Raw genomic sequence first — 23,086 nt, 5'->3', positions numbered from 1 at the left:
CATGGCAGCACCCTTCGCGCGGTGCCACGAGCCCGGCGGGGTCGCTGGTGGTAATCGGTGTGACCGGCCGACATCGCTGCGACTAGGCTGATTGCCCATGATCGACCTCCGACTCCTGCGGGAGGCCCCCGATGTGGTGCGCGCCTCGCAGCGCGCGCGTGGCGAAGACCCCGCTCTGGTCGACGCGCTGCTCGAGGCGGACGCGGCCAGGCGTGCGGCGGTCGCCTCCGCCGACAACCTGCGCGCCGAGCAGAAGGCGATGAGCAAGCAGATCGGCAAGGCCGCCAAGGAGGACCGGCCGGCCCTGCTGGCGCACGCCGGAGAGCTGTCGGCCAAGGTCAAGGAGGCCGAGGCGGCCCAGTCCGCCGCCGACGCGGATCTGGAGGCCGCGCACCGCGCGATCTCCAACGTGGTGCTGCCCGATGTTCCCCCGGGCGGCGAGGACGATTTCGTCCTTCTCGAAACCGTCGGTGAGATCCCGGAATTCGGCTTCGAGCCCAAGGACCACCTGGAGATCGGCGAATCGCTGGGCCTGTTCGACATGGAGCGCGGCGCGAAGGTCTCCGGTTCGCGCTTCTACTTCCTCACCGGCTACGGCGCGATGCTGCAACTGGGCCTGCTGCAGCTGGCCGCGCAGAAGGCCGTCGCCAACGGCTTCACCATGATGATCCCGCCGGTGCTGGTGCGCCCCGAGATCATGGCGGGCACCGGCTTCCTGGGGCAGCACTCCGCCGAGGTCTATCACCTGGCCGACGACGATCTGTACCTGGTGGGCACCTCGGAGGTGCCGCTGGCCGGCTACCACTCCGAGGAGATCCTCGACCTGAGCAAGGGCCCCAAGCGCTACGCGGGCTGGTCGTCGTGCTTCCGCCGGGAGGCGGGCAGCTACGGCAAGGACACCAGGGGCATCATCCGGGTGCACCAGTTCGACAAGGTCGAGATGTTCGTCTACACCACTCCCGACCAGGCCGCAGCCGAGCACAAGCGGCTGCTGGAGTGGGAGCGCGAGATGCTCGCCGCTGTCGAGGTGCCTTATCGCATCATCGACGTGGCGGCCGGAGACCTGGGCAGTTCCGCGGCGCGCAAGTACGACTGCGAGGCCTGGGTGCCCAGCCAGCGGACCTACCGTGAGCTGACCTCCACCTCCAACTGCACCACCTTCCAGGCCCGCAGGCTCGCGGTGCGCTACCGCGACGAGAACGGGAAACCGCAGATCGCGGCGACCCTGAACGGCACGCTGGCGACCACGAGGTGGATCGTGGCGATTCTGGAGAACCACCAGCAGGCCGACGGTTCGGTGCGGGTCCCGGCCGCGTTGGTGCCCTTCGTCGGCACCGACGTGCTGCGGCCCGCGAGCTGAGCGAGCGGATAACCGACAGGTCGCCGGTGTCGGAATTGCGGGATGTGGCGACCAGTGTGCTGTGCAGTGTCTAGGCTGTGGGGCGTGCGAGGAATCGGGGCGCGCGGCGATACCCGAACCCGGGTGCGGGCGGCATCGGCGCTGGCGACGGCAATGGTCATGGCGAGAACCACCGGGGCGTTCTACGTCATGGGTGGCGTGCTCGGCCTGGTGATCACCGCGGTCGCCCCGGGTGACGAGGGTAATCGGCCGCTGGTCGGTACCGCGGCGGCGATCGCGCTGCTGCTGGGCTTGACGCTGCTCGCGTGGGGTCCGCGGTTACCGCACGTGATCCATCACGGGTACGTCGTCATCGCGACCATCCTGATCACCATCGCGGTATACGCCTTTCCCAACACCGTGGGCGCCATCAGTCTGGCCGCGTTCTATGTCTTCGTGGCCTGTGATGCCGCGCTGTTCTTCCGGTGGATCCAGGCGAACGCGCACATCGCCTTCGCCGTGGTGCTGTGTCTGTGGGCGCTGCCGACCCGCGATCTGCCCTGGTGGTCGGGCATCATCCCGGCCGGGGTGACCTTCGGGGTCGGCGTGGTCGTCGGCATCCTCACCAGGATGGCCTCGGAAGCCGATATCGACGTGCTCACCGGCTTGCTCAACCGGCGCGGCTTCGATCGAGCGCTCAACACCGCGATCGCCCAGGCCACCCGCACCGGGCAGAACCTCTCGCTGGTGCTGGTCGATCTCGACCGCTTCCAGAAGATCAACGATCACCTCGGCCATCGTGCCGGCGACGCCGTGTTGCAGCGGGTCGCCGACACCTGGTCCAAGCTGCTGGCCCCCGATCAGCGCCTGGCCCGCTACGGCGGTGATGCCTTCGCGCTGCTGCTGCCGAACGTGACCGAACAGGCGGCCATCCTGCTCACCGAGCAGTTGCGCGCCGCGGTCACCACGGGTTGCTCGGCGGGGGTGACCTCCTGGCAGCCGGGGGAGTCCGGCTCGCTGCTGGTCAGTCGCGCCGACGTCGGCCTGTACCGGGCCAAGCAGGCGGGCCGCAACCGCACCGTGCTGGAGTCCTCGCGGCAGCTGCCGCTGGCGGTGGAGCTGCGCGAGGCGATCGACCGGGGCGCACTGGACGTGCACTACCAGCCGATCGTCAGTCTGACCGAGGGCGGTGGCAAAGCGGTCGGCGTCGAGGCGTTGCTGCGCTGGTCGTCCAGCGCGCAGCCGGACGTCACCACCGAGGGCCTGATCCGGGTCGCCGAGGAATACGACCTGATCTCCGACCTCGACGAGCTGGTGCTGCGTCGCGCCTGCGCCGACGCGGCCCGGCTGCAGGAGACCTTCGCCCAGCTGGACCTGACCCTCAACGTCAATGTCAGCGGCCTGGAACTGGCCGAATCCGGCTACGCCGACCGGGTGTGGGAGATCCTCTCCTCCACCGGGTGGCCCGCCGATCAGCTGGTGCTCGAGGTGACCGAGAGCGAGCTGGCCGCCGAATCCCAGACCGCCATCGCCAACCTGCACGCCCTGCGCGACCGCGGCGTGCGCATCGCCATCGACGACTTCGGCACCGGCTACTCCTCGCTGAGCCGGTTGGCCACCCTGCCCAGCGACATCCTCAAGGTCGACCAGTCCTTCGTCGCCGCCATCCGCTCGGATTCCCCGGCCCCGCCGCTGCTCGGGGTGATCGCCGCACTGAGTTCCGCGCTGGACCTGCAGGTGATCGCCGAAGGCGTGGAGACCGAGTACCAGGCGGCGGTGCTGACCGAACTCGGTTTCGCGCTGGCGCAGGGCTACCACTACAGCGATTCGCATCCGGTCTCGGAGTTGATCAACGACCTCAATCACGGGCAGGGCCGCATCGGCGGCGCCATGGATCGCGAGGACGCGGTGGCCTCCAACGGCTGGGTGCCGCTGAACTGACCCCGCTCGACGTGGGCTCCGGGAAAAGCGCTTGACGACCGACGATGTCAGGGGCAAGGCTGGGAGCCATGACCATTCGCTTCAGTGGTTATTGACACAATTCCAGCTCCGGTACACCGCGTGAGCGCCGCCCTGGTTCCCAGTCGAACCTGGCCGTGCGCGCGGTGCTGTTCAAGGGCTCACGGGAATGCGTCCCGCTCTACGCCCTCTATGCGTTGCTGTTCGCCGACCACGGCCTGAACACCGCGCAGATCTCCTCTTTGCTCGCACTCTGGTCGGTGACTTCGTTCGTGCTCGAGGTGCCCTCCGGCGCATGGGCGGACACGGTCTCGCGACGCGGACTGCTCGTGCTCAGCGGCGGGTTGGTCGCGGGCGCCTTCACCCTCTGGACCGTCACACCGTCCTACCTCGGATTCGCGCTCGGTTTCGTGCTGTGGGGTGTGTCCGGCGCATTGGAGTCGGGCACCTTCGAGGCGCTGATGTACGACGAACTCGCCGCCCGTGCGCGGACCGGCGCCTACGCCCGCCTGATGGGCTACGCCCGCGCCGCCGCCGAGACCACCGTGATGGTGGCGATCCTCGCGGCCGCGCCGCTGTACGCCCTGGGCGGCTACGCGCTGGTCGGGTGGGTGAGCGTGTCGATGGCGGTGGTGCACACCGCGATCTGTCTGCTGTTGCCGAACGCGCCCAAGGCGGTGGCCGCGCCGGAGGAGGGAACCGCGGATGTGGTCCCCGTCGGACACGCTCCCGCGTACGCCGTGGGCAGGCCGGCCGCGGCCGCCGAACTCGACCTCGGCGCCGAGTCGACGGTGACGCGCTATCTGGCGATGCTCCGGGCCGGCGTCGCGGAGACGTGGCGGGTGCGCGGCGTGCGGCGTGGCGTGCTGCTCGGGGCGCTGCTGTTCGGCATCACCGCCTACGACGAGTACTTCGCGCTGCTGGCGCAGTCGGCGGGCGTCTCGACCACGGTGGTACCGGTGCTGATCGGCGTGACCGTGGCCGGGTCGATGACGGGCACGCTGCTGGCCGGGCGGACGAGCTCGTTCTCGGCGCGGGCGCTGGCCTGGATGGTCGCCGCGGGCGGTGTGCTGTTCGTCGGCGGCGCGCTGGTCGCCGGGGCCGCGGTGGGCAGGCCGGAGTGGATGTATCCGCTGACCGTCGCCGGGTTCGTCGCCATCGGGATCGGTTACGGTGCGGTCCTCAATGCCGAGATCGTGGCCGATGCCCGGCTGCAGGACGCGATCGAGGGACCGGCCCGTGCCACGGTGACCTCGGTGTCCGGCCTGCTCGCCGAAGTGGTCGCGCTCGGTGTCTTCGGCGTCGCGGCGCTGGCGGGCGCCTGGCTGTCCATGTCGGCCACCCTCGCGATACTCGGCTCGGCCATGTTCGTCATCGCGGCGCTCACGCCCGTCTGGCTTCCCCGCCGCCGGGCCGAGCAGGTGGCTCGCTGATCGGCGCGGGGCCGCCGGTACGGTTTCCGGCATGACCGCGCGGATGAGGTTGGGGGTGGCGTGCGGGTTCGGCATCGGCGCGGGTGTGGCGGTGCAGGCGCGGATCAACGGTGCGCTGGGGGCGCGGTTGCACGACGGGATCGCCGCGGCGGTCGTCAGTTTCGGTACCGGGCTGGTGCTGTTGGTGGTCGCCTTCGCGGTGAGCGGGCGATTGCGGGGCGGGCTGGGGCAGGTGCGGGCGGCCCTCGGGGACGGACGGCTCCGCGGGTGGCAGTTGCTCGGCGGACTGTGCGGGGCGTTCTTCGTGGCGAGCCAGGGGCTGACGGTGGCGGCGATCGGGGTCACCGCGTTCACGGTGGCGGTGGTGGCCGGGCAACTGGTGAGCAGTCTGGTGGTGGATCGGCTGGGGCTGGCGCCGAACGGGCGCACGCCGGTGACGCCGTTGCGGGCTGGAGCGGCGGTGATCGCCGTCGGCGCGGTGTTCCTGGCCGCCGGCGGACGCTCCGGCGCCACGCCCGCCGGTCTGGCGCTGCCGGAGTCCTGGCGCGAGGCGCCGCACGTGCTGCTGATCGCGCTGCCCGCGCTGGCGGGGATCGGGCTGGCCTGGCAGCAGGCGGTGAACGGGCGGGTCGGGGCGGTGGGCGGTCCGGCCCCGGCCACATTGATCAATTTCGCGGTCGGGTTCGCGGCGCTGTGCGTGGTGGAGTCGGTGGTGCTGCTGACCGTGAGCGGGTTCGGCGAGCTACCGACCGAGCCGTGGCTCTACCTCGGCGGCGCCATCGGGGTCGCGTTCATCGGGCTGGGCGCCGTCACGGTGCGCTGGATCGGCGTTCTGCTGCTCGGGCTCACCTCGGTGGCCGGCCAGCTCGTCGCCTCGGTGCTGCTGGACCTGCTCGTCCCGGGCGGTCCCGGAGTGTCGCTCCGGGCCGTCGTCGGCTGTGCCCTGACGCTGATCGCGCTGGCCCTGGCGACGCGAAGGCCGGGCACGACCCGGGAATGAGCAGGCGACGCCGGCCTCGAACTCCCGGCGATCGGCGCGGACCCGACCGGACCGGTGCGAATCAGAGCTTGCCGGAACGCAGTTCGTGACCCCTGGAGGTCTTGCAGCGACCGGACTCCAGATCCCACTGCCAGCCGTGCAGGTTGCAGGTCAGGGTATTGCCCTCCACCACACCGAATTTCGACAGGTCGGCCTTGAGGTGCGGGCACCGGCGCTGCACCTGCCAGCCGTCCAGCTCGATGGTGGCCGAGTCGTCGTGGGCCTCGGAGAACCAACCGTCGGCGTAGGCGATGCGCTCGTCGGTGAGGCACTTGAAGAAGGTGTAGAGGAACTCGTTGTAGCCGCCGATGCGCCAGGCCTGGAACCGGGTGGACAAGAAGATGGTGTTGACCCAGTCCGGCTCGTTGTCGCGCAGCACGGTGCGCACCAACTCGGGCGCGATGCGGAAGCCGTAGCGGTAACGGCCCTCGCCCTCGATCGGCTCCCGCACGACCCGCTTGGGGAAGTCGAGGACCACGGTCTCCTCGCCGAGCACCAGGCCGACCGGGTAACCGATGCCGTCGCAGATCAGATCGCTCTGCGCCATGATCGGCTCGAACAGCGCCTTCAGCGGTTCCAGCAGCGAGCCCTCGCCGGTGGCCCAGGTGGCCTTCTCGGCTTCCAGCACCGGCGCGAAGCGCTGGGCCATGTCCTCGATGTAGGCGGCCTTGTCGCCGTAGATCCGGTCCGGATCGAACGGGTGGGTGAGTTCGAGTTCCTTGCCGCGCACATCGGCGACCGAGCCGGGGATCATCAGGATCCCGCCCTCGTTGCCGTGGATGCGCATCTGCTCGAGGAAGACCATCTGGTCGGGGAAGATATTGCCCTCGTCGCCGTGGTCGTCGTTGAGGTGGCGCAGCTCGGGGTCCAGGAACACCGGCGGACCGGCCGAGGGCACCACCCAGGTGGCGCCGACCTGCTCGATGTAGCTGCGGGCGCGGTCCATGCCGCGCTGGCGCTTCTGCTTGCCGAAGTTCGTTTTGGTGCGCGAGGGGATGTCGTAGACCATCGGGTACCAGATGGCCCCGGAGTACTGCAGCAGGTTGACGTCGATGTGGCCGAAGGCCTCGTGCAGCACGTCCATGTCGACCGGCCGGGCGTCGTTCATGTTGAAGCAGGTGGTCTCGCCGTCGGAGACGACCAGCCCGGAGTCGCCGATCGGCCCGTCGGCGGGCGCGCGCAGCGCGATGATCATGATGTCGAGTTCGCCGCCGGGACCGGTGACGGTGTGCTTGACCGAGTCCTCGGTCTCGAAGAACTTGTGGAAGCCGAGCTTCTCGAGCTCACGGCGCAGGTCCGGCACCGGGAAGTCCGGCAGCAGCACCGTGGCGTCCTTGCTGACGTGCTCGGCGAGGTTCTTCGCGTCGAAGTGGTCGCGGTGCAGGTGCGAGACGTAGAGGAAGTCGCAGTCGCCGAGGGCGTCCCAGTCCAGCCCGCTGTTGTCCGGGAAAGGGACCCACGAGCCGAAGTACGCCGGGTTGACCCAGGGATCGCACAGGATCGTCCCGGCCGCGGTACGGATGTGGAAACCGGCGTGTCCGACGCTGGTGATCTGCACGAGCTGTTCCTCCTGACCGTTGCCAGCACCCCAGGGTAGTGGCTGGCGGATGTGTGCCGAAGGCGGCTGCCCCGGGTGGTGACCTCGGTCCTACGAGGTCGTGACGTCGCCGATGCAGTAGCCGGCCGAATTGCCCGAATCGGTCTCGCGCTGGGTCAGCGTGAAGGTGTGGGTCTGCGTGGTGCCGTCCTCGTCGGTGACCGGGGCGTCGACGGTGATGTAGTCCGCCGACAGCCAGGCCGAGGTGAGCTGCTCGCCGGTGAACGCCGCGATGCCCCCGAAGTCGTCCTCCAGCTTGCGCGGATTCGCGGCCGGTGGCGCGGTCACGGACTCGCCGCTGCCGGTGGGATCCCAGGCCGCGGGTGAGGCGGCGCAGATCAGCGGGTGCGTGTCCTCGGTGTCGGCCGGGTCGAGCGGTTCGCCGACCAGGCGCGAGAGGTAGCGGCGCACGGTGTGCCTGGCATCGGCGTCGTTGTACTGCGCGGGCGCGCCCGCGCTGCCGACCCGGGGGCAGGCGTAGCCGTCGGCCAGGGCCGCGCGCTCCACGGTCACCGTGAGCGTGCCGCTCTCCCAGGTCACCGAGTCGGCGGTGGCGGTGCCCGGCTCGGCGAGCGCGGCGAGCACGCCCTGCGGGTACTGGTACATCTGCGTCACATTGCCGGGAGCCAGCGTCCAGCACTTCTCCTGGAGTTCGGCGATGGTGCCGTTCTCCAGATCGGCGGCCCATCGGCGCAGCGCGGGTACGGCTTCGGGCACGCCGGGTACCGCGCCGACCTCGGGGGCGTCGTCGGGCACCGGCGCGAGCGCGGGGGCGGGCACCGCGGAGGTCGCGATGGTTCCCGAAGTCCCCGAGGTTTCGGCGTCGTCCGTGCCCGCCGCCGAAACGGTCTCCTCGATGGCCGGGGAGGAGGACGGCACGTCGTCGACCGGGATGCCCGATACCGAGTCGCAGCCGGTGAGCAACAGGGCTGCCGCGGCGAGACCGCAGGTCAGCGCGCGTCCGCCGCGGCGCGGCGCGCCCGCTCCGCGTGCTGCTGTCCGGTCGTGTTCACTCGCGTGCGGACGGGCACGTTCCACTTCGACGATCCTCTTTCGCTGGCAGGTGCGGATGGGGCCGGTGCGGCGGCGCGTCGACGCGGGTTTCCGGCGGCGGCCGTTCCGGTCGGGCGATGCTGCGACTACGCTAGCGGAATTGTGGAACCCGTCTACCGGACGATCATCGGCTTGGCCCGGACCGTCTTCTTCGCCCAGGGCCTGAAGTTCACCGTCACCGGCGCCGAGCACATCCCGGCCCGGGGTGGCGCCGTGCTCGCGATCAACCACACCGGCTATCTCGACTTCACCTACGCGGGCCTGCCCGCGCGCCGGGTGAAGCGCTATGTCCGGTTCATGGCCAAGAAGGAGGTATTCGACAATGCGATCTCCGGCCCGATCATGCGCGCGCTCAAGCACATTCCGGTCGACCGTGTCGCGGGCGCCGATTCCTACCTGGCCGCCGTCGAGTACCTGAAGCGCGGTGAACTGGTCGGCGTCTACCCGGAGGCGACGATCAGCCGCAGCTTCGAGATCAAGCAATTCAAGTCCGGCGCCGCGCGGATGGCGATCGAAGCGGACGTGCCGATCATCCCCGTCGTGATCTGGGGCGCCCAGCGGGTCTGGACCAAGGGACACCCGAAACGCCTGGGCCGCACGAACACCCCGATCTCCATCGCGGTGGGCGAGCCGATCGCGCCGAACCTGCCGCCCGCGGAGCTGACCGAGCTGCTGCATTCGACCATGCAGCGCCTGCTGGCCGGATTGCAGGAGAACTACGCACACGAGCCGGGCGCCTACTGGGTGCCCGCCCGGCTCGGCGGCAGCGCGCCCACGCTGGCGGAGGCCGACGCGCTCGATGCCGCCGAGATCGCCGAACGCCATGCCAAGCGAGCCGCGGCCGGCGACTGACGCCTCCGCGCGCGGCCCGGTGACCAGGCGATTTTGTGCCGGGCGGCCGGACGACTAGAGTTCTCGATCGCACGGTCGAAGCGGCCGGGCACGCGGATGTAGCGCAGCTGGTAGCGCATCACCTTGCCAAGGTGAGGGTCGCGGGTTCGAATCCCGTCATCCGCTCCACGCGAGAAGTTCCTGACGGCGTGCCGTGGCCCGCGTCATGTCCGCAATCGCCGCAGCGGTACGCTGACGGTCCGGGCTCGACAGCAGCGCATCCAGGAGTACTCCTATGGGTAAGGGCGAGAAGGTGTTCCCCTCGGCGGCGACACGAACCACCACCATCGGTGTGCGCGTACCCGCACGCTACGACCAGCTGGTCATGCTGCGCGCTCTGGCCGAGACCATCGCACTGATCGCCGATTTCGGCATCGACGAGGTCGCCGACATCCGGCTGGCGCTCGACGAGGTGGCCACCGCGCTCATGCAGGACGCGGTACCGGGCACCGATCTGGACTGTTCGCTCGCGTACGGCGAAGCCTCGATGGACATCTCCGTCACCGCGCGCACCGTCACCGAGGACGGCCCGGACCGCACCGGATTCGGCTGGCACATCCTCACCACCCTCACCGAATCGGTGTCGATCGACACCGGCCCCCGCGACGCCTCCGGCGGTTACCTCACGACCGTGCACTTCCGCTGGTCGCGCGGACGCGCCGATGCCTGACGCCGTCCCCGCCGATCCGGCGGAGCCGGAGGTCAGGGGCTACCAGGATCTGGAACCCGAGTTCGCCGAGCTGGCCGCCCTCGACGAGGACGATCCGCGCCATCGTGAGCTGCGCGAGGATCTGATCGAGCGTTGCCTGCCGCTGGCCGAGCACATCGCTCGCAAGTTCAGCGGTCGCGGGGAGAACTTCGAGGATCTTCTGCAGATCGCCAGGGTCGGCCTGGTCGCGGCGGTGGACCGCTTCGATCCGGCGCAGGGCGCGCCGTTCCTGGCCTTCGCGGTGCCGACGATCATGGGCGAGGTGCGCAGGCATTTCCGCGATCACACCTGGTCGGTGCGGGTGCCGCGCAGACTCAAGGAATTGCAGGCGACCCTGAACCCGGCGATCGAGACGCTGACCCAGCGGCTCGGTCGGGTGCCGAGGGCGCGTGAGATCGCCGAAGAACTCGACGTCGACATCGCCGAGGTGACCCAGGCACTGGTCGCGCGCAATGCCTACCAGACCTCCTCGATCGACGGTTCGGCGAGCAGCGAGGAATCCGGGATGCCCGGGCTCGCCGAGACGCTCGGTGAGGAAGATCCCGAATACACCACGGTGGAGAACTATCTCGCGGTCCGACCGCTCATCGCGGCGCTGCCCGATCGCGAGCGCCGGGTGCTGGAGATGCGCTTCTTCCAATCGATGTCGCAGGATCAGATCGCCAAGCAACTCGGCTGCTCGCAGATGCAGGTGTCGCGCATCCTGTCGCGCACCCTGAAGAGCTTGCGCGAGCAGGCATTGCGCGACTGAATCTGCCCCCGGGCTCGGTTTCGCCGGGCTCAGTGCGCGCCGCCCGAGGAGGAGAATCCGCGCAGGCGCAGGCTGTTGCTGACCACGAAGACCGAGGAGAAGGCCATCGCCGCGCCCGCCAGCATCGGGTTGAGCAGTCCGGCCATCGCCAGCGGGATGGCGGCGACGTTGTAGGCGAAGGCCCAGAACAGATTGGCCTTGATGGTGCCCAGGGTGCGCCGGGACAGCCGGATGGCGTCGACGGCGGCGCGTAGGTCGCCGCGCACCAGCGTCAGATCGCCCGCCTCGATCGCCACGTCGGTGCCGGTACCCATGGACAGGCCCAGATCGGCCTGCGCGAGCGCGGCGGCGTCGTTGACGCCGTCACCGACCATCGCCACGACCTTGCCCTCGTCCTGCAGCCGCCGCACCACCGCCGCCTTGTCCTGCGGCAGCACCCCGGCGATCACCTCGTCGATGCCGACCTCGTCGGCGATGGTGCGCGCCACGGACGCGTTGTCACCGGTCACCATGATGGGAGTCAGACCGAGCCCGATCAGTTGCGAGACCGCTTGCGCGGAGGTCGGTTTCACCGCATCGGCGACCACCAGGACGCCGCGCGGTGCGAGTCGGCCCGCGGGGGAGTCCCAGGCGATCGCGACCGCGGTGCCGCCGCTGTGCTCGGCGGCCGAGAGCGCGTCGGCGAGTTCTCCGGTCAGCGCCACGTCGCGGTCGGCGAGCAGCCTGGCCCGCCCGATCAGCACCCGGCGTCCGTCCACGACGCCCTCCACACCCAGACCCGCCAGATTCGCGAAATCGCGCACCTGCTCGAGTTCGCCGGTCTTCTCGCGGGCGGCGTCGGCGATCGCGCGTGCGATGGGATGCTCGGAGGAATGCTCCAGCGCGCCCGCCAGCGCCAGCACCCGGTCGGCATCCTCGCCCTCGGCGGGGATCACCTCGCGCAGGGCCATCTTGCCGGTGGTGACGGTGCCGGTCTTGTCGAGCAGGATGGTGTCCACGCGCCGGGTCGATTCCAGCACCTCGGGCCCCTTGATCAGCACGCCGAGCTGCGCGCCGCGGCCGGTGCCGACCAGCAGCGCCGTCGGGGTGGCCAGGCCGAGCGCGCACGGGCAGGCGATGATCAGCACCGCGACCGCCGCGGTGAACGCCGCCGCCACCGAACCGCCGGTGCCCAGCCAGAAGCCGAGCGTGGCGACCGCCAGCGCGATGACCACCGGCACGAACACCCCGGAGATCCGGTCGGCCAGCCGCTGTGCCTGGGTCTTGCCGGTCTGCGCCTGCTCCACCAGCCGGGCCATCTGAGCCAGCTGGGTGTCGGCGCCGATCCTGGTGGCACGTACCACCAAGCGGCCGCCGACATCGACCGTCGCCCCGGTCACCGCGTCTCCGACGCCGACCTCGACCGGCGCCGATTCACCGGTCAGCATCGAGGCGTCCACGGCCGAGGCGCCTTCCACGACCACGCCGTCGGTGGCGATCTTCTCGCCCGGCCGCACCACGAATTCGTCGCCTACGGCGAGCTGCTCGATCGGAATCCGTTGTTCGGTCTTCCCGCGCCGCACCGTGACCTCTTTCGCGCCGAGTTCGAGCAGCGCGCGCAGCGCCGCCCCCGCGGTGCGCTTGGACCTGGCCTCGAAGTAGCGCCCGGCCAGCAGGAAGGTGGTCACGCCGGCGGCGGCCTCGAGGTAGATGTTGCCGCTGCCGTCGGCCCTGGCGATGGTGAGATCGAACGGGTGCGTCATGCCCGGCGTGCCCGCCGTGCCGAGGAACAGCGCGTACAGCGACCAGCCGAAGGCGGCCAGCGTGCCGATCGAGACCAGGGTGTCCATGGTGGCCGCGCCGTGGCGCAGGTTGACCCAGGCGGCTCGGTGGAACGGCCACGCGCCCCACACCACCACCGGAGCGGCCAGCGTCAGCGACAGCCACTGCCAGTAGTCGAACTGCCAGGCCGGGACCATCGCCAGCGCGATCACCGGGACGCTCAACAGCGCCGAGACGGTCAGGCGCTGCCGGAGCGCGTCGGTGGGATCGGCGGGTTCGGCCTGCGCCTGCGCCGGGGCGGCGGAGGCGGAGGCGGGCGGCGGGGGCAGCTCGGCGGTGTATCCGGTGGCCTCGACGGTGGCGATGAGGTCCTCGGGGGTCAGATCGCCGGTGATCTCGACGGCGGCCTTCTCCGTCGCGTAGTTGACCGTGGCCGTCACGCCGTCGAGGCGGTTGAGCTTCTTCTCGATGCGGTTGGCGCAGGAGGCGCAGGTCATCCCGCCGATCTGCAGTTCGATCAGCTGAGGGGCCCGCTGCGACAGCGTGGGTGTGGCGGTGCTCATGGGGTGCTCCGTTCGATGTGGCACGGGTGCGACTCAGTGGCCGTGGTCGCCGTGCTGGTCGCCGGGGGCTCGGCCCGGCACGGTGCTCGGTGTCTGGGTGCTCGGTGCGGTCGTGCCGGTGGCGCCCACCGGACGCTCTCGGGTCTCGTAGGGCACCGTCACGGTGAATTCGGCGGTGCGCACGACGCCTTCGTGCCGGAAGTCCAGGAACAGGCGGTAGTCGCCCGGGCTCGGCGCGGTCATCGCGAAGGTGATGCCGGGTCCGGCGGGGGTGGTGCCGTCACCGGGACGGCCTTCGGGGTGGACGTGCAGGTAGGCGAGGTCGGCACCGCGCAACGCGACCAGGTGGCCGTACGCGCCGAGGTAGGGCTCCAGGTCGGTGACCGGGCGTCCGTCGCGCGCGACCGAGAGGGTGACCGTCGATTCGGCGCCCGCGGTCACCGTGCCGTCCAGGGTCACGGTGTAATCGTTCGCGGTGGCGGTCTTCGCGGGGGCGGGCAGCGGCCGCGGGTCGTAGTCGCCCGCCACGTGCAGGTCCGCGCCCAGCGTGAGGTTCTCGCCGCCCTCGGGCACGAAGTCGGCGAACACCCGGTAGTCGCCCGCGCGGGTCAGGTCCACCGGCACGCTCCAGGCGCCGTCCGTGCCGAGGACCGGGTGCACATGCTGGAAGGCGGTCAGATCGCGGCGGACCACGATCAGATGCAGGTCCTTGTCGTGGCTGGTGGTGTAGCGGGTGAGCGGAGTGCCGTTCTCGTCGAGGATGCGCAGCCGCAGCGGCGCCCCGGCGGCCGGAGCCTTCTCCAGTTGCAGGGTGTAGCCGTCGTCGGTGACGAGCAGGCCGCCCGGCCGGGAATCACCGCTCGCCTCGCCGTCGTCCGGGGTGTGGACGTCGTGGCCGGCGGGATCGGTGGTGGTTCCGGTGGGGCCGACCAGCGCGCCGATCCCCAGCGCGGCTGCGAAGACCGCGGCGATCCCCACGGCGAAGCCGGCGAACTTGGTGGCGGTCTTCATGCGAGGCCACCGGCTGCCGTGGTCCCGGAGGTTGTCGGACTGCTCTGCGGGCGCATCGCACACTCCTTCGGTCGATGCCAATTGATGGCGGAGATCTGGGCCGACCGGTGGGGCGCGATGGTTCGGGCGGTACCGCCGGTCAGTTCCGACGATACCCCCCTGGGGTATTTTGTCAAATGTCGGCGGTGTCGCCGCCGGGGCTGTGCGGGAGGTGGCTCAGGCGCCGTGCAGGTGACGCGCGGTCGGGGAGGTGGGCACCTTCGCGGGATCGGGGTAGGTCCCGAAGAGCCGGTCGGCGGTACCGGAACTGGTCACCGTGAACCAGAAGTGCTCGTTCTTGTAGTGGTGGTGGCGGTGATTGCGCCAGATCGCCCGGTAGGGCGCGTGGCGCGGCTTGTAGTCGGTGTGGATCAGGAAGTGTGTCCACTCGTAGCAGAGCCCGAGCGTCGCCACGGTGAGCACGAAGGTCAGGCCGAGGCCGAGCCGTGGGAAGGCGAACACCGCGATCGCCGCCAGCGCGGCGATGACGACGAGCAGCGAGCGGGTCGGGATGAAGATCAGCGGGATGTCGCGCGGATCGACGTGGTGCTCGCGGTGTTTGCGGGCGAGCTCGGAATCCAGTCGGACCGGCCCGATCCGCTTGGGCCGCCAGTGCAGCACCAGCACATGGATCACCCATTCGACCAGGGGGAAGGTCGCCAGGATCAGCAGCGGCACCAGTGCGTCGGTCGGTTGCCAGTCGCCGACGGTCACGCGCGCGGCCGACGCGACGACCAGCGTGATCCCGATCAGCCAGGGGGAGGGGTGATGGACGAATTCGGTTCGGGCCTCGCGCAGGGTCATCCCCCTGCGGACGGTCGTTCCGGTCATGAGGACACCTCGCTGTGCGTGATCGGTTCGTCGGATTGCGCGGCCGCGGATTGTGCGGACACGGGAGTTTCGGAAGCGCGGTCTTCGGAGGCGGAGATGGCGCTGTCCAGAGCGGCGATCAGGCTGGTGGTCGCGGGTGCGAGGAGTGTGTGCGCGCGTTCGGCGGCGGCGGCGGCATCGCCGGCCAGTACCGCCTCGGCCACCGCGCGATACCCGGCGGCGTTGCCGACCTCGAGCGTCATGAGCGGGGCCAGTGCGGCGAGCGCGGGCTCGTAGGCGGCGCGCAGCATGTTGTTCATCAGGCGGAACACCAGCGAGTCGGCCGCGTCGACCAGGTGCTCCCAGAATTCGAGCGCGTGCACCTGCAGGGCGATCGGCTCGGTCTCGCTCGCCAGCGCGGCGAGGCTCTTCTCGAGGGAGCGGCGCAGGCTCTCGTGATCCGCGGACCGGGTGCGCAGCGCGGCCAATTCCGCGACCTTGGGCGCGTTGTGCAGCCGGGCCTCGAGAATGCTGCGGGCCACGGTGGGGTCGACGGTGCCCTGCCGGATCAGCAGTCGCGGCAGGATCTCCAGGCCGGAGCCTCGCCGGTAGTCCAGCACTGTCGTGGTGTCGCCCTGGCGGACCGAGACCAGCCCGGCCCCGGCCAGCCGCTGCAGTGCCTCCCGCACCGCGGGCCGGGACACGCCGAGCGCCTCGGCGAGTTGCCGTTCACTGGGCAGCGCCGAACCGGGGGCTCGTTCACCGCTGAGTACCTCGTCGGCGATCTGCTCGAAGACCTCCGCCGACACCGATCGCTTGACGACTGGTTGCAATGCCATGCGCCCACTCTGCGCCTCACTGGTCAACTGGTCAAGTGGTAATACCAGCAAATCGCGCAACGGCAGCAGGTGCGCGGTACCGGCGGACGGGACCCCTCAGCGCGGACGAACGCCTGTCAGCTCGGGTCGGAGCCCCGGATGGCGGTCAGCCACACGGCGGCCGCTGACGCGACGCACAGCGCGCCGAGAAAAGCGCCGAAACCACCGCCGTCGAGGTAGACCCACAGCAGGGCGGCGACCGGTGCCGCGACGGCGGGTTGGGCGTCCAGCAGCAGCCGCCGGGACGGGCGGTTCGCGGCGCGTGCCCGCTGCTCGGCATCCGGGGCGGGGCGCACCGGGTTGTCGAACAGCCGACCGGCGGGTTCGGTGTCACGCGCTCGTCCGGCCGGGAACATCCGCACGCCCGCGACCTCGATGTGTCGCGCGCCCACTCGCGCCCCGGATGCGGTGAGCCCCACCAGTTCCGGGGTGAAGTACACCGGCAGCCACCGTCGGTCCGGCCGCCCCGGCGCGCCGAATTCCAGCCACGACCGGCTCACCAGGCGGTGCTGCTGACGGACACGGCGCACCGGCGACCCCGAGGTCCACACCTCGTCGGGCAACCCGTGCGGCAGCGCGCCGAGTGCCCTGGCCAGGCGAATCCCGCTGTAGCCGAGCACGACCAGCGCCACCGCCGCCGCCCCCGCGCGCTGATCGGCCGTGCCGAACGGCAGGACCGCCGCGCACACGGCGAGCGTGGCAACGGTTACCCCGAGCGGATAGGCGAGCGGGTGCGCCCGCGCGCCCGTCCCGGAAATCACTGCAGGAAGCCGACTTTCGTCCAGTCCTCCGACTGCAGGCCGAACGCGCCCCAGTTGGCGAGTTCCGCGCGCTGGGCGACGAGGCCGACGGACTGCATGAGCGGCAGCGAGAAACCGAGTTCGAAGATCATCCGGTCGGCCTCGTTGGCCATCTCGATCGCCTTGTCCGGGTCGAGTTCGGAGATGATGCGCTCGATGAGTTCGTTGAGTTCCGGCGAGCCGATCCTGCCCTTGTTGCTCAACGGGTTGGCCGGGTCGTAGGCGTAGATCTGCGGCAGCGCGCCGAGCGGGAAGATGCTCTTCTCCCAGACGAAGTTCGCGATGTCGAAGTTGCCCGGGTCGATGACGTCGGTGAACAGGCCGTTGCCCGGATAGGTCTCGATCTTCAACCGGACGCCGACCTGGGCCAGGTTCTGCTGGGCGATCTGCGACATCTGCACCCAGCTCTGCTGCTGGTACATGACGATGCGGATCTCGAGCGGGCGCCCGTCCTTGACCCGTACGTCGCCCTCGCGCACCCAGCCCAGTGCGTCGAACTCGCGTTCGGCGGCGGCCGGGTCGAAGGCGACCGCCTGCGCGTTGTCCTGGTAGCCCTTCTGTCCGTCGAGGTAGAGGTGGTTGTTCAACGGCTTCGGGTCCGTGACGAGGCCGTTCTGGATGGCCGAGGCGATGGCCTGACGGTCGATGGCCTTGGAGACGGCCACCCGCAGGCGGGCGTCGGCGAGGATGGAGCCCGGCGCGCCGTTGAAGGTCATGTGCGAGAACCGAAGGGCAGGCGCGCGCCGCACCACCAGTCCCGGCGACTGCGCGGCGGCGGTCGCCTCGTCGAGGCCGGAGATGTCCGCGGAGTCCAGTTCGTTGTTCTGCAGCGCGTTCAGCCGCGCTGCGTAGTCGAGCACGCTGAAGGTGATGTTCTCCAGCTTCGGCGTCGCACCCCACCAGGAAGGATTGCGGCTCAGCACGATGCGCTGCTGGGCGCGGTCGATGTCGGTGACCACGAACGGCCCGGCCGACACGCGCGGCGCCTGCCGGTCCAGATTCTCGAAGGTCTCCGGCGATTCGGTGGTGGCCTTCGGGTAGAGCGGATTGAAGATGCCCTGCCATTCGGCGTAGTGGTCGGACATGGTCACGATCGCCTGCCGGTCGTCGACGCCGCGCTCGACCGAGGCGATCCGGCTGTAGCCCTGGGTGGCCGACACCCGGTAGGCGGGGTCGCGTCCACTCAACGCGTTCGCCTGGGAACGGAGATCCTCCCAGGTGATGGGTGTGCCGTCGGACCAGACCGCCGCCGGGTTGATGGTGTAGGTGATCTGCTGGGGCTCGGTGCCGGTGAGCTGGACGTCGGTGAAGTAGTTGTGGTCCACCGAGATCTGGCCCGCCGCGTCGGAGGTCACCGTGCCGGGCAGCGTCGCCGCCAGCACATCGGACACCTCCCCGTCGGCGTCGACATGCAGGGCGTTGAAGGTGGCGGGGAAAGCGGTGAGCGCCAGCCGAAGATTGCCGCCGTCGCGCAGCTCACCCGGGTCGCGCGGATTGATGTCGCTGGTCGATCCCACGGCGGACTCGCCGAGGAGTTCGCCGGTGTCGCCGCCACAGGCCGCGAGGACCAGACCGATCGCGAGCATCGGGCCCGCGAATCGCATGGCCGACCGTATCTTCATCGTCGCCTCCCTGGATGTCGCGCCGTACGCGAAGGATTCGGGTTCACCGGACGAAGCCGATGGCGGTGTAGTCGTAGGTCGCCAGACCCGGCGAGCCGAAGTTGGCCAGGTCGGCGCGCGCGCCGTAACTGCCGTCCCACTGGTACAGCGGCAGTGAATGGCCTTCGGCGAACACCGCCCGGTCGACCTCGTTGGCCAGCTCGATCGCCCGCTGCGGATCGAGTTCGGACAGCGTAGCCTCGATCAGCTCGTTGAGCTCCGGGGAACCGATCCGCCCGAAATTGTTCTGCGTATTGTCCGGATAGAGCCCGTAGGTCTGCGGCACGCTGCTGAGCGGGAAGGCGTCGCCCTGGAAGATGAACTGGGCGGCGTCGAAATCGCCGGGCTGGATGACATCGGTGAAGAAGCCCGCTCCCGGACGGGTGTCGATCTGCAGGCGCACCCCGATCCGCGCCAGATCGTCCTGGATGATCCGCGCGATCTGCACCCAGGCCGGATCGTCGTACATGACGTCGCGGATCACCAGTTCGCGCCCGTCCTTGACCCGCACGGCGCCCTGACGCACCCAGCCGAGGTCGTCGAGCTCGCGTTCGGCGGCCGCCGGATCGAAGGCAGGGGCGTTGTCCTGGTACCCCTCCTGGCCCTGCAGGTAGACATGGTTGTTCAGCGGCGTCGGGGACTCCACCAGCCCGTTCTGCAGGGCCGAGGCGATGGCCTGCCGGTCGATCGCCTTGCCGATCGCGACCCGTAAGCCCGGATCGGCCAGGATCGAACCGGGCGCGCCGTTGAAGGTGATGTGCCGCCAGCGATTACCCGGCGCGCGCCGTACCTGCAGACCCGGGGTGTCGCGGACGAGCAGCACCTCGTCGACGGTGTTGAGCGGTGAGACGTCCAATTCGTCGTTCTGCAGAGCGGATACGCGCGCGACGCTGCTGAGCACGCTGAAGGTGATCGTGTCGAGTTTGGGCGTCTTTCCCCACCACAGCGGGTTGCGTTCGAGCACGATCCGGCCCTGGGCGCGGTCGGTGGACCGGATGCGGAACGGGCCCGCGGTCGGGCCCATCTCGTCGGTCAGGCTCTCGTTGAACGCCTCGGGGTCGGCGGTCACCGACTTCGGGTACAGCATCGCGTTGCCGGCGAACTGGCCACGCCACTCGGCGTAGGGCCGTTCGAAGGTGATCACCGCCTGGCGCTCGTCCACGCCCGGCTCCACCCGGGCGACCCGGTCGAAGCCGTTGGTCATGGCGATCTCGAACCGGGGGTCGCGACCGCTCAGCGCGGCGGCCTGAGAGGCGATGTCGGCCCAGGTCACCGGGCTGCCGTCGGACCACGTCGCGCTCGGGTTGATCGTGTAGGTGACCTGCTGCGGGGCGGTGTTCGTCAGCGCGACATCGGTGAAGAAGTCGGTGTCGACGGTGAGTCTGCCCGCCGCGTCGGAGACGAACGAACGCGGCATCATCGCATGGGTGATGGAGGCGATATCGCCTTCGTTGCCGTCGATCGACAGGGTGTTCCAGTTCGCCGGGAAGGCGGCGACCGACAGCCGCAGATTGCCGCCCTCGGCGATCAGGTCGCGCTCGACCGGATTGACGTCGCTGGTGCTGCCGATCGCGTCCGACAGGCCCTCGGCGGATCGGTCGTCCGCCGAACAACCCGCCAGGGTCGCGGCGAACAGCGTGCCCGCCACCAGCCCGGTCAGTAGCCGCCGCGATGCGCGCTCACCCATGGTCTACCTCCTACCGCGACAGCGCCGGTGTCGGCACCGCGTCGATCAGCGCCCGCGTGTACGGGTGCCGTGGGTCGCCGAGCACCTGCTCGGCCTGCCCGGATTCCACGATCTTGCCCCGGTGCATGACCGCGATGTCGTGCGCGAGATTGCGCACCACCGACAGATCGTGCGAGACGAACAGGTACGACAGCCCGCGATCGGCCTGCAACTGCCGCAACAGATTCAGCACACCCGCCTGGATGGACACGTCCAGCGAGGACACCGGCTCGTCGAGCACCAACAGCTCCGGGTCCAGTGCCAGCGCCCTGGCGATGCTGATGCGCTGCTTCTGCCCGCCGGAGAAATCGGCCGGATAGCGTTCGGCGTGCTCGGGACGCAATCCCACCAGCTCGAGCAGTTCAGGCACCCGCCGCGCGATCTCCGCGCGCGATCGCCCGTCGATGCGCAGCGGCTGGGCCAGCACATCCGAGATCGGCAATCGCGGGTCCAGCGCCGCGGTCGGATCCTGGAAGACGATCTGCATCTTGCGCCGCAACTGCCGCCGCTGCGCCTTGGTGAGCGTGGCGACATCGTGGCCGAGCACCTCGATCCGGCCCCGCTCCGGCGGCGCCAGATCCAGGATCTGGGTCAGCGTGGTCGACTTGCCCGACCCGGACTCCCCGACCAGCGCCAGCGTGCGGCCCTCGTACACCTCGAAGTCGATCCCGTCGACCGCGCGCACCTCGCCGGTCCGCCTGCGCAGGATCACTCCCGAGGTGAGCGGGTAGGTCTTGGCCAGATCGGTCACCCGCAGGACCACCGCCCGGTCCGACCCGGCCTCGCCCGCCGTGGCGGGGGTGGTGCCGGATCCCGGGGCGTCCTCGGCGGTGGAGGTCGCCGCGCGGCCAGGGGAGCTGGTCGTTGCGGAGCGAGCATCCCCCTCGGCGTCGGTGCCAGTCTTCGTGGCGGAACCGGCTGTGGTCGAGCCGGTCTCGCGGACCCGGGCGGGCGATGCCTCGTCCTCGGTATGGGCACCCGTGCGGTCCAGTTCGCGGCGATACGCGGCGAACAGGTCGGTGGCGGTCAATTCGCGGGTGCGGATGCAGGCGGCGGAGCCGTTGTCGCCCGTCGCCGCCAGGACCGGATCGGTCGTGCGGCATTCGTCGAGCGCGACCGGGCAGCGCGGGGCGAACGCGCACCCCGGCGGCAGGGCGTGCATCGCGGGCGGCGCGCCGGTGATGGGGATGAGCGGACTGCGCGCGGGACTGTCCATCCTCGGGATGGAGCCGAGCAGGCCCACGGTGTAGGGCATGCGCGGCTCGCCGAACAGGTCGGCGGCGGGCGCGGTCTCCACCACCCGCCCGGCGTACATCACCGCCACCCGGTCGGCCAGCGTCGCGGCGATGCCCATGTCGTGGGTGATCATGACGACGCCCGCGCCGGTGATGTCGCGGGCGGTGCGCAGCAGGTCGAGGATCTGCTTCTGCACGGTCACGTCGAGTGCGGTGGTGGGCTCGTCGCACAGGATCAGCGCGGGATCGTTGGCGATGGCCATGGCGATCACCACCCGCTGGCGCATGCCGCCGGAGAACTCGTGCGGGAACGCCTTCGCGCGCACCGCCGCGTCCGGGATGCCGACCAGATCGAGCAGCTCCACCGCGCGCTCCGCGGCCTGCTTGCGGTTCATCCGGCCGTGCGCGAGCAGAGCCTCCGCCACCTGATCGCCGACCCGGTACACCGGGGTCAGCGCCGACAGCGGGTCCTGGAACACCATGCTGATCGAGCGGCCGCGCAGCTTCGACATCGGGCGGTCGCCCAGGCCGATCAGTTCGCGCCCGCGCAACCGGATGGAACCGGTCACTCGGGCCTGGTCGGGCAGCAACCCGATCATCGCCAGCGCCGACACCGACTTGCCCGACCCGGATTCGCCGACCACGGCGAGCACTTCGCCCTCGCCGACGGTCAGATCGACCCCACGGACGGCGTCGATGCGGCCCTCCTCGCCGGGGAAGGACACCCGTAGGTCCCTGACCTCCAGCAGTGCGTCCGGCCGGTCGCGGCCCGTCCCGTCGGCGCGATCGTCGCGGCCGCCCGTGCCGCCGTTGCCTGTGTCGCGTTTGCCTGTGCCGCCGTTGTGGGGGGCCTCGTCGCTCATGCCTCGGCCCGCTTTCGTTTGCGCGCGCCCTTGGCGCTCGGGTCGAACGCGTCCCGCAGCCCGTCGCCGACGAGATTCGCGCACAGCACCACCGTGACCAGGAATCCGCCGGAGAACAGGAACAACCACGGATAGGTCAGGGCCGAGGCGGTGCCGTCGCGGATCAGGGTGCCCAGTGACACATCCGGCGGCTGCACGCCGAAACCGAGGAAGCTCAAACCGGTTTCGGCCATGATCGCCGCGCCCACCGAGAGAGTGGTGTCGATGATGAGGATCGAGGCGATGTTGGGCACGATGTGGGTGGCGATCACCGTCCGGGTCGGCGCGCCCATATAGCGTGCCGCGCGCACGAATTCGCGTTCGCGCAGGCTCATCGTCAAGCCGCGCACGATGCGCGCGCTGATCATCCAGCCGAACACGCTCAGCAGCACCACCAGCATCGCGATCCCGCCGCCACCCTTCACCTTGGGGGCGAACAGCATGATGATGATCGTGGAGGGCACCACCAGCAGCAGGTCGACCAGCCACATGATCGCCCGATCGGTCCACCCGCCGAGCAACCCGGCCACCGACCCCGCGATCGCGGCGAGCACGGTGCTGAACACCGCCACACAGAACCCGATGATCAGCGATTTCTGGGCGCCGCGCAGGGTCTGGGCGAGCACGTCGTGGCCGATCGGGTCGGTGCCGAAGGGGTGATCCGGGCTCGGCGGCTGCCGTAGTGCGGTGCGGTCCTGGTCCAGGTAGTCGTAGGGCAGGAAGTGCGGCAGCACGAAACTGGCGAGCACCAGCAGGATCAGCACCACCACCGCCACCACCGCGGGCTTGTTGCGCAGGAACCGCCGCCACACCAGTGCGCGTCTGCCGGTAGCCGCCTGTGGCGCTCCGGCAACGATGATCTCGGCTTCGGTCACATCCGCCCGCCCCTCGTATCCCGGCGCCGCATCCGGCGCTCGCCGCGACGGCCG

Annotated in this window: 18 protein-coding genes and 1 tRNA gene; 8 read left to right on the top strand and 11 right to left on the bottom strand. The window is 70.2% G+C overall.

Going from position 1 to position 23,086, the window contains the following annotated elements; genetic code table 11:
- The first annotated feature begins 97 nt into the window (after nucleotides 1-97).
- The 4 genes from serS to NS3_RS11400 all read left to right on the top strand — a co-directional run bounded on the left by serS (nucleotide 98) and on the right by NS3_RS11400 (nucleotide 5,731).
- Nucleotides 98-1,360: a serine--tRNA ligase gene (gene serS / locus NS3_RS11415; RefSeq protein WP_067857916.1), complete on the top strand. Its 1,263-nt coding sequence runs from the start codon at nucleotides 98-100 to the stop codon at nucleotides 1,358-1,360.
- An 84-nt stretch (nucleotides 1,361-1,444) separates the two neighbouring features.
- Nucleotides 1,445-3,280 carry a putative bifunctional diguanylate cyclase/phosphodiesterase gene (locus tag NS3_RS11410; protein WP_245649569.1) on the top strand — a complete coding sequence of 612 codons (1,836 nt, stop codon included), beginning with the start codon at nucleotides 1,445-1,447 and terminating at the stop codon, nucleotides 3,278-3,280.
- 164 nt (nucleotides 3,281-3,444) lie between these two features.
- Nucleotides 3,445-4,731, top strand: coding sequence for an MFS transporter (locus NS3_RS11405; RefSeq protein WP_067858242.1), 1,287 nt, complete (start codon nucleotides 3,445-3,447; stop codon nucleotides 4,729-4,731).
- A gap of 31 nt (nucleotides 4,732-4,762) precedes the next feature.
- A complete protein-coding gene (locus NS3_RS11400) occupies nucleotides 4,763-5,731 on the top strand; it encodes a DMT family transporter (RefSeq protein WP_245649567.1) in 969 nt (322 codons plus the stop codon).
- Between the two features lie 61 nt (nucleotides 5,732-5,792).
- On the opposite strand, the gene NS3_RS11395 is transcribed toward NS3_RS11400, so the two are convergent.
- Together NS3_RS11395 and NS3_RS11390 are read right to left on the bottom strand one after the other, a co-directional pair.
- On the bottom strand, nucleotides 5,793-7,328 hold the full coding sequence (locus tag NS3_RS11395; RefSeq protein ID WP_067857910.1) for a Rieske 2Fe-2S domain-containing protein: 1,536 nt from the start codon (nucleotides 7,326-7,328) through the stop codon (nucleotides 5,793-5,795).
- 90 nt (nucleotides 7,329-7,418) lie between these two features.
- The gene (locus tag NS3_RS11390) at nucleotides 7,419-8,405 is read right to left on the bottom strand and encodes a hypothetical protein (protein WP_067857907.1); all 987 of its coding nucleotides are present in this window, start codon (nucleotides 8,403-8,405) and stop codon (nucleotides 7,419-7,421) included.
- Between the two features lie 117 nt (nucleotides 8,406-8,522).
- Between NS3_RS11390 and NS3_RS11385 the strand changes: the two genes are divergently transcribed.
- From NS3_RS11385 to NS3_RS11370, 4 genes are all read left to right on the top strand, one after another.
- A complete protein-coding gene (locus NS3_RS11385) occupies nucleotides 8,523-9,272 on the top strand; it encodes a lysophospholipid acyltransferase family protein (RefSeq protein WP_067857904.1) in 750 nt (249 codons plus the stop codon).
- Nucleotides 9,273-9,364: 92 nt separating this feature from the next.
- Nucleotides 9,365-9,440: transfer RNA gene (locus tag NS3_RS11380), tRNA-Gly, on the top strand.
- 106 nt (nucleotides 9,441-9,546) lie between these two features.
- Nucleotides 9,547-9,981, top strand: coding sequence for an ATP-binding protein (locus tag NS3_RS11375; RefSeq protein WP_067857901.1), 435 nt, complete (start codon nucleotides 9,547-9,549; stop codon nucleotides 9,979-9,981).
- Nucleotides 9,974-10,771 (top strand): RNA polymerase sigma factor SigF, encoded by a 798-nt coding sequence (locus NS3_RS11370; RefSeq protein WP_067857898.1) that lies wholly within the window; start codon nucleotides 9,974-9,976, stop codon nucleotides 10,769-10,771. Before NS3_RS11375 ends, NS3_RS11370 begins: the two co-directional genes overlap by 8 nt.
- Nucleotides 10,772-10,800: 29 nt before the next feature.
- Here NS3_RS11370 and NS3_RS11365 read toward each other — a convergent pair whose 3' ends face one another.
- The 9 genes from NS3_RS11365 to NS3_RS11325 form a co-directional block, all read right to left on the bottom strand.
- Entirely contained in the window at nucleotides 10,801-13,095 is a 2,295-nt protein-coding gene (locus NS3_RS11365; RefSeq protein ID WP_067857895.1) for a heavy metal translocating P-type ATPase, read from the bottom strand.
- Nucleotides 13,096-13,128: 33 nt separating this feature from the next.
- Entirely contained in the window at nucleotides 13,129-14,106 is a 978-nt protein-coding gene (locus NS3_RS11360) for a DUF8832 domain-containing protein (protein WP_084495376.1), read from the bottom strand.
- A 216-nt stretch (nucleotides 14,107-14,322) separates the two neighbouring features.
- Nucleotides 14,323-14,976 (bottom strand): sterol desaturase family protein, encoded by a 654-nt coding sequence (locus tag NS3_RS11355; protein ID WP_067857892.1) that lies wholly within the window; start codon nucleotides 14,974-14,976, stop codon nucleotides 14,323-14,325.
- Nucleotides 14,973-15,794: a FadR/GntR family transcriptional regulator gene (locus NS3_RS11350; protein WP_067857889.1), complete on the bottom strand. Its 822-nt coding sequence runs from the start codon at nucleotides 15,792-15,794 to the stop codon at nucleotides 14,973-14,975. Before NS3_RS11350 ends, NS3_RS11355 begins: the two co-directional genes overlap by 4 nt.
- A gap of 116 nt (nucleotides 15,795-15,910) precedes the next feature.
- The gene (locus NS3_RS11345) at nucleotides 15,911-16,594 is read right to left on the bottom strand and encodes a hypothetical protein (RefSeq protein ID WP_157101282.1); all 684 of its coding nucleotides are present in this window, start codon (nucleotides 16,592-16,594) and stop codon (nucleotides 15,911-15,913) included.
- Nucleotides 16,591-18,255, bottom strand: a complete 1,665-nt coding sequence (locus NS3_RS11340) for an ABC transporter family substrate-binding protein (protein WP_067857883.1) — start codon at nucleotides 18,253-18,255, stop codon at nucleotides 16,591-16,593. Before NS3_RS11340 ends, NS3_RS11345 begins: the two co-directional genes overlap by 4 nt.
- 43 nt (nucleotides 18,256-18,298) lie before the next feature.
- Nucleotides 18,299-19,981: an ABC transporter family substrate-binding protein gene (locus NS3_RS11335; protein WP_067857880.1), complete on the bottom strand. Its 1,683-nt coding sequence runs from the start codon at nucleotides 19,979-19,981 to the stop codon at nucleotides 18,299-18,301.
- Between the two features lie 10 nt (nucleotides 19,982-19,991).
- The gene (locus NS3_RS11330) at nucleotides 19,992-22,118 is read right to left on the bottom strand and encodes a dipeptide ABC transporter ATP-binding protein (protein WP_245649566.1); all 2,127 of its coding nucleotides are present in this window, start codon (nucleotides 22,116-22,118) and stop codon (nucleotides 19,992-19,994) included.
- Nucleotides 22,115-23,032, bottom strand: a complete 918-nt coding sequence (locus NS3_RS11325) for an ABC transporter permease (RefSeq protein ID WP_067857877.1) — start codon at nucleotides 23,030-23,032, stop codon at nucleotides 22,115-22,117. The genes NS3_RS11330 and NS3_RS11325 overlap by 4 nt, the downstream gene beginning before the upstream one ends.
- Between the last annotated feature and the right edge of the window lie 54 nt (nucleotides 23,033-23,086).

This window comes from Nocardia shimofusensis NBRC 100134, assembly GCF_001613125.1.
GTDB lineage: Bacteria > Actinomycetota > Actinomycetes > Mycobacteriales > Mycobacteriaceae > Nocardia > Nocardia shimofusensis.
The sequence above is the reverse complement of the archived record's forward strand: the minus strand, read 5'-3'. Positions and strand labels throughout refer to the sequence as shown.

Excerpts from the sequence above, each read along its gene's own strand:
- serS (WP_067857916.1), top strand. The coding sequence starts at position 98 with ATGATCGACCTCCGACTCCTGCGGGAGGCCCCCGATGTGGTGCGCGCC.
- NS3_RS11400 (WP_245649567.1), top strand. The coding sequence starts at position 4,763 with ATGACCGCGCGGATGAGGTTGGGGGTGGCGTGCGGGTTCGGCATCGGC.
- NS3_RS11375 (WP_067857901.1), top strand. The coding sequence starts at position 9,547 with ATGGGTAAGGGCGAGAAGGTGTTCCCCTCGGCGGCGACACGAACCACC.
- NS3_RS11370 (WP_067857898.1), top strand. The coding sequence starts at position 9,974 with ATGCCTGACGCCGTCCCCGCCGATCCGGCGGAGCCGGAGGTCAGGGGC.
- NS3_RS11365 (WP_067857895.1), bottom strand. The coding sequence starts at position 13,095 with ATGAGCACCGCCACACCCACGCTGTCGCAGCGGGCCCCTCAGCTGATC.
- NS3_RS11360 (WP_084495376.1), bottom strand. The coding sequence starts at position 14,106 with ATGAAGACCGCCACCAAGTTCGCCGGCTTCGCCGTGGGGATCGCCGCG.
- NS3_RS11355 (WP_067857892.1), bottom strand. The coding sequence starts at position 14,976 with ATGACCGGAACGACCGTCCGCAGGGGGATGACCCTGCGCGAGGCCCGA.
- NS3_RS11350 (WP_067857889.1), bottom strand. The coding sequence starts at position 15,794 with ATGGCATTGCAACCAGTCGTCAAGCGATCGGTGTCGGCGGAGGTCTTC.
- NS3_RS11340 (WP_067857883.1), bottom strand. The coding sequence starts at position 18,255 with ATGAAGATACGGTCGGCCATGCGATTCGCGGGCCCGATGCTCGCGATC.
- NS3_RS11335 (WP_067857880.1), bottom strand. The coding sequence starts at position 19,981 with ATGGGTGAGCGCGCATCGCGGCGGCTACTGACCGGGCTGGTGGCGGGC.
- NS3_RS11330 (WP_245649566.1), bottom strand. The coding sequence starts at position 22,118 with ATGAGCGACGAGGCCCCCCACAACGGCGGCACAGGCAAACGCGACACA.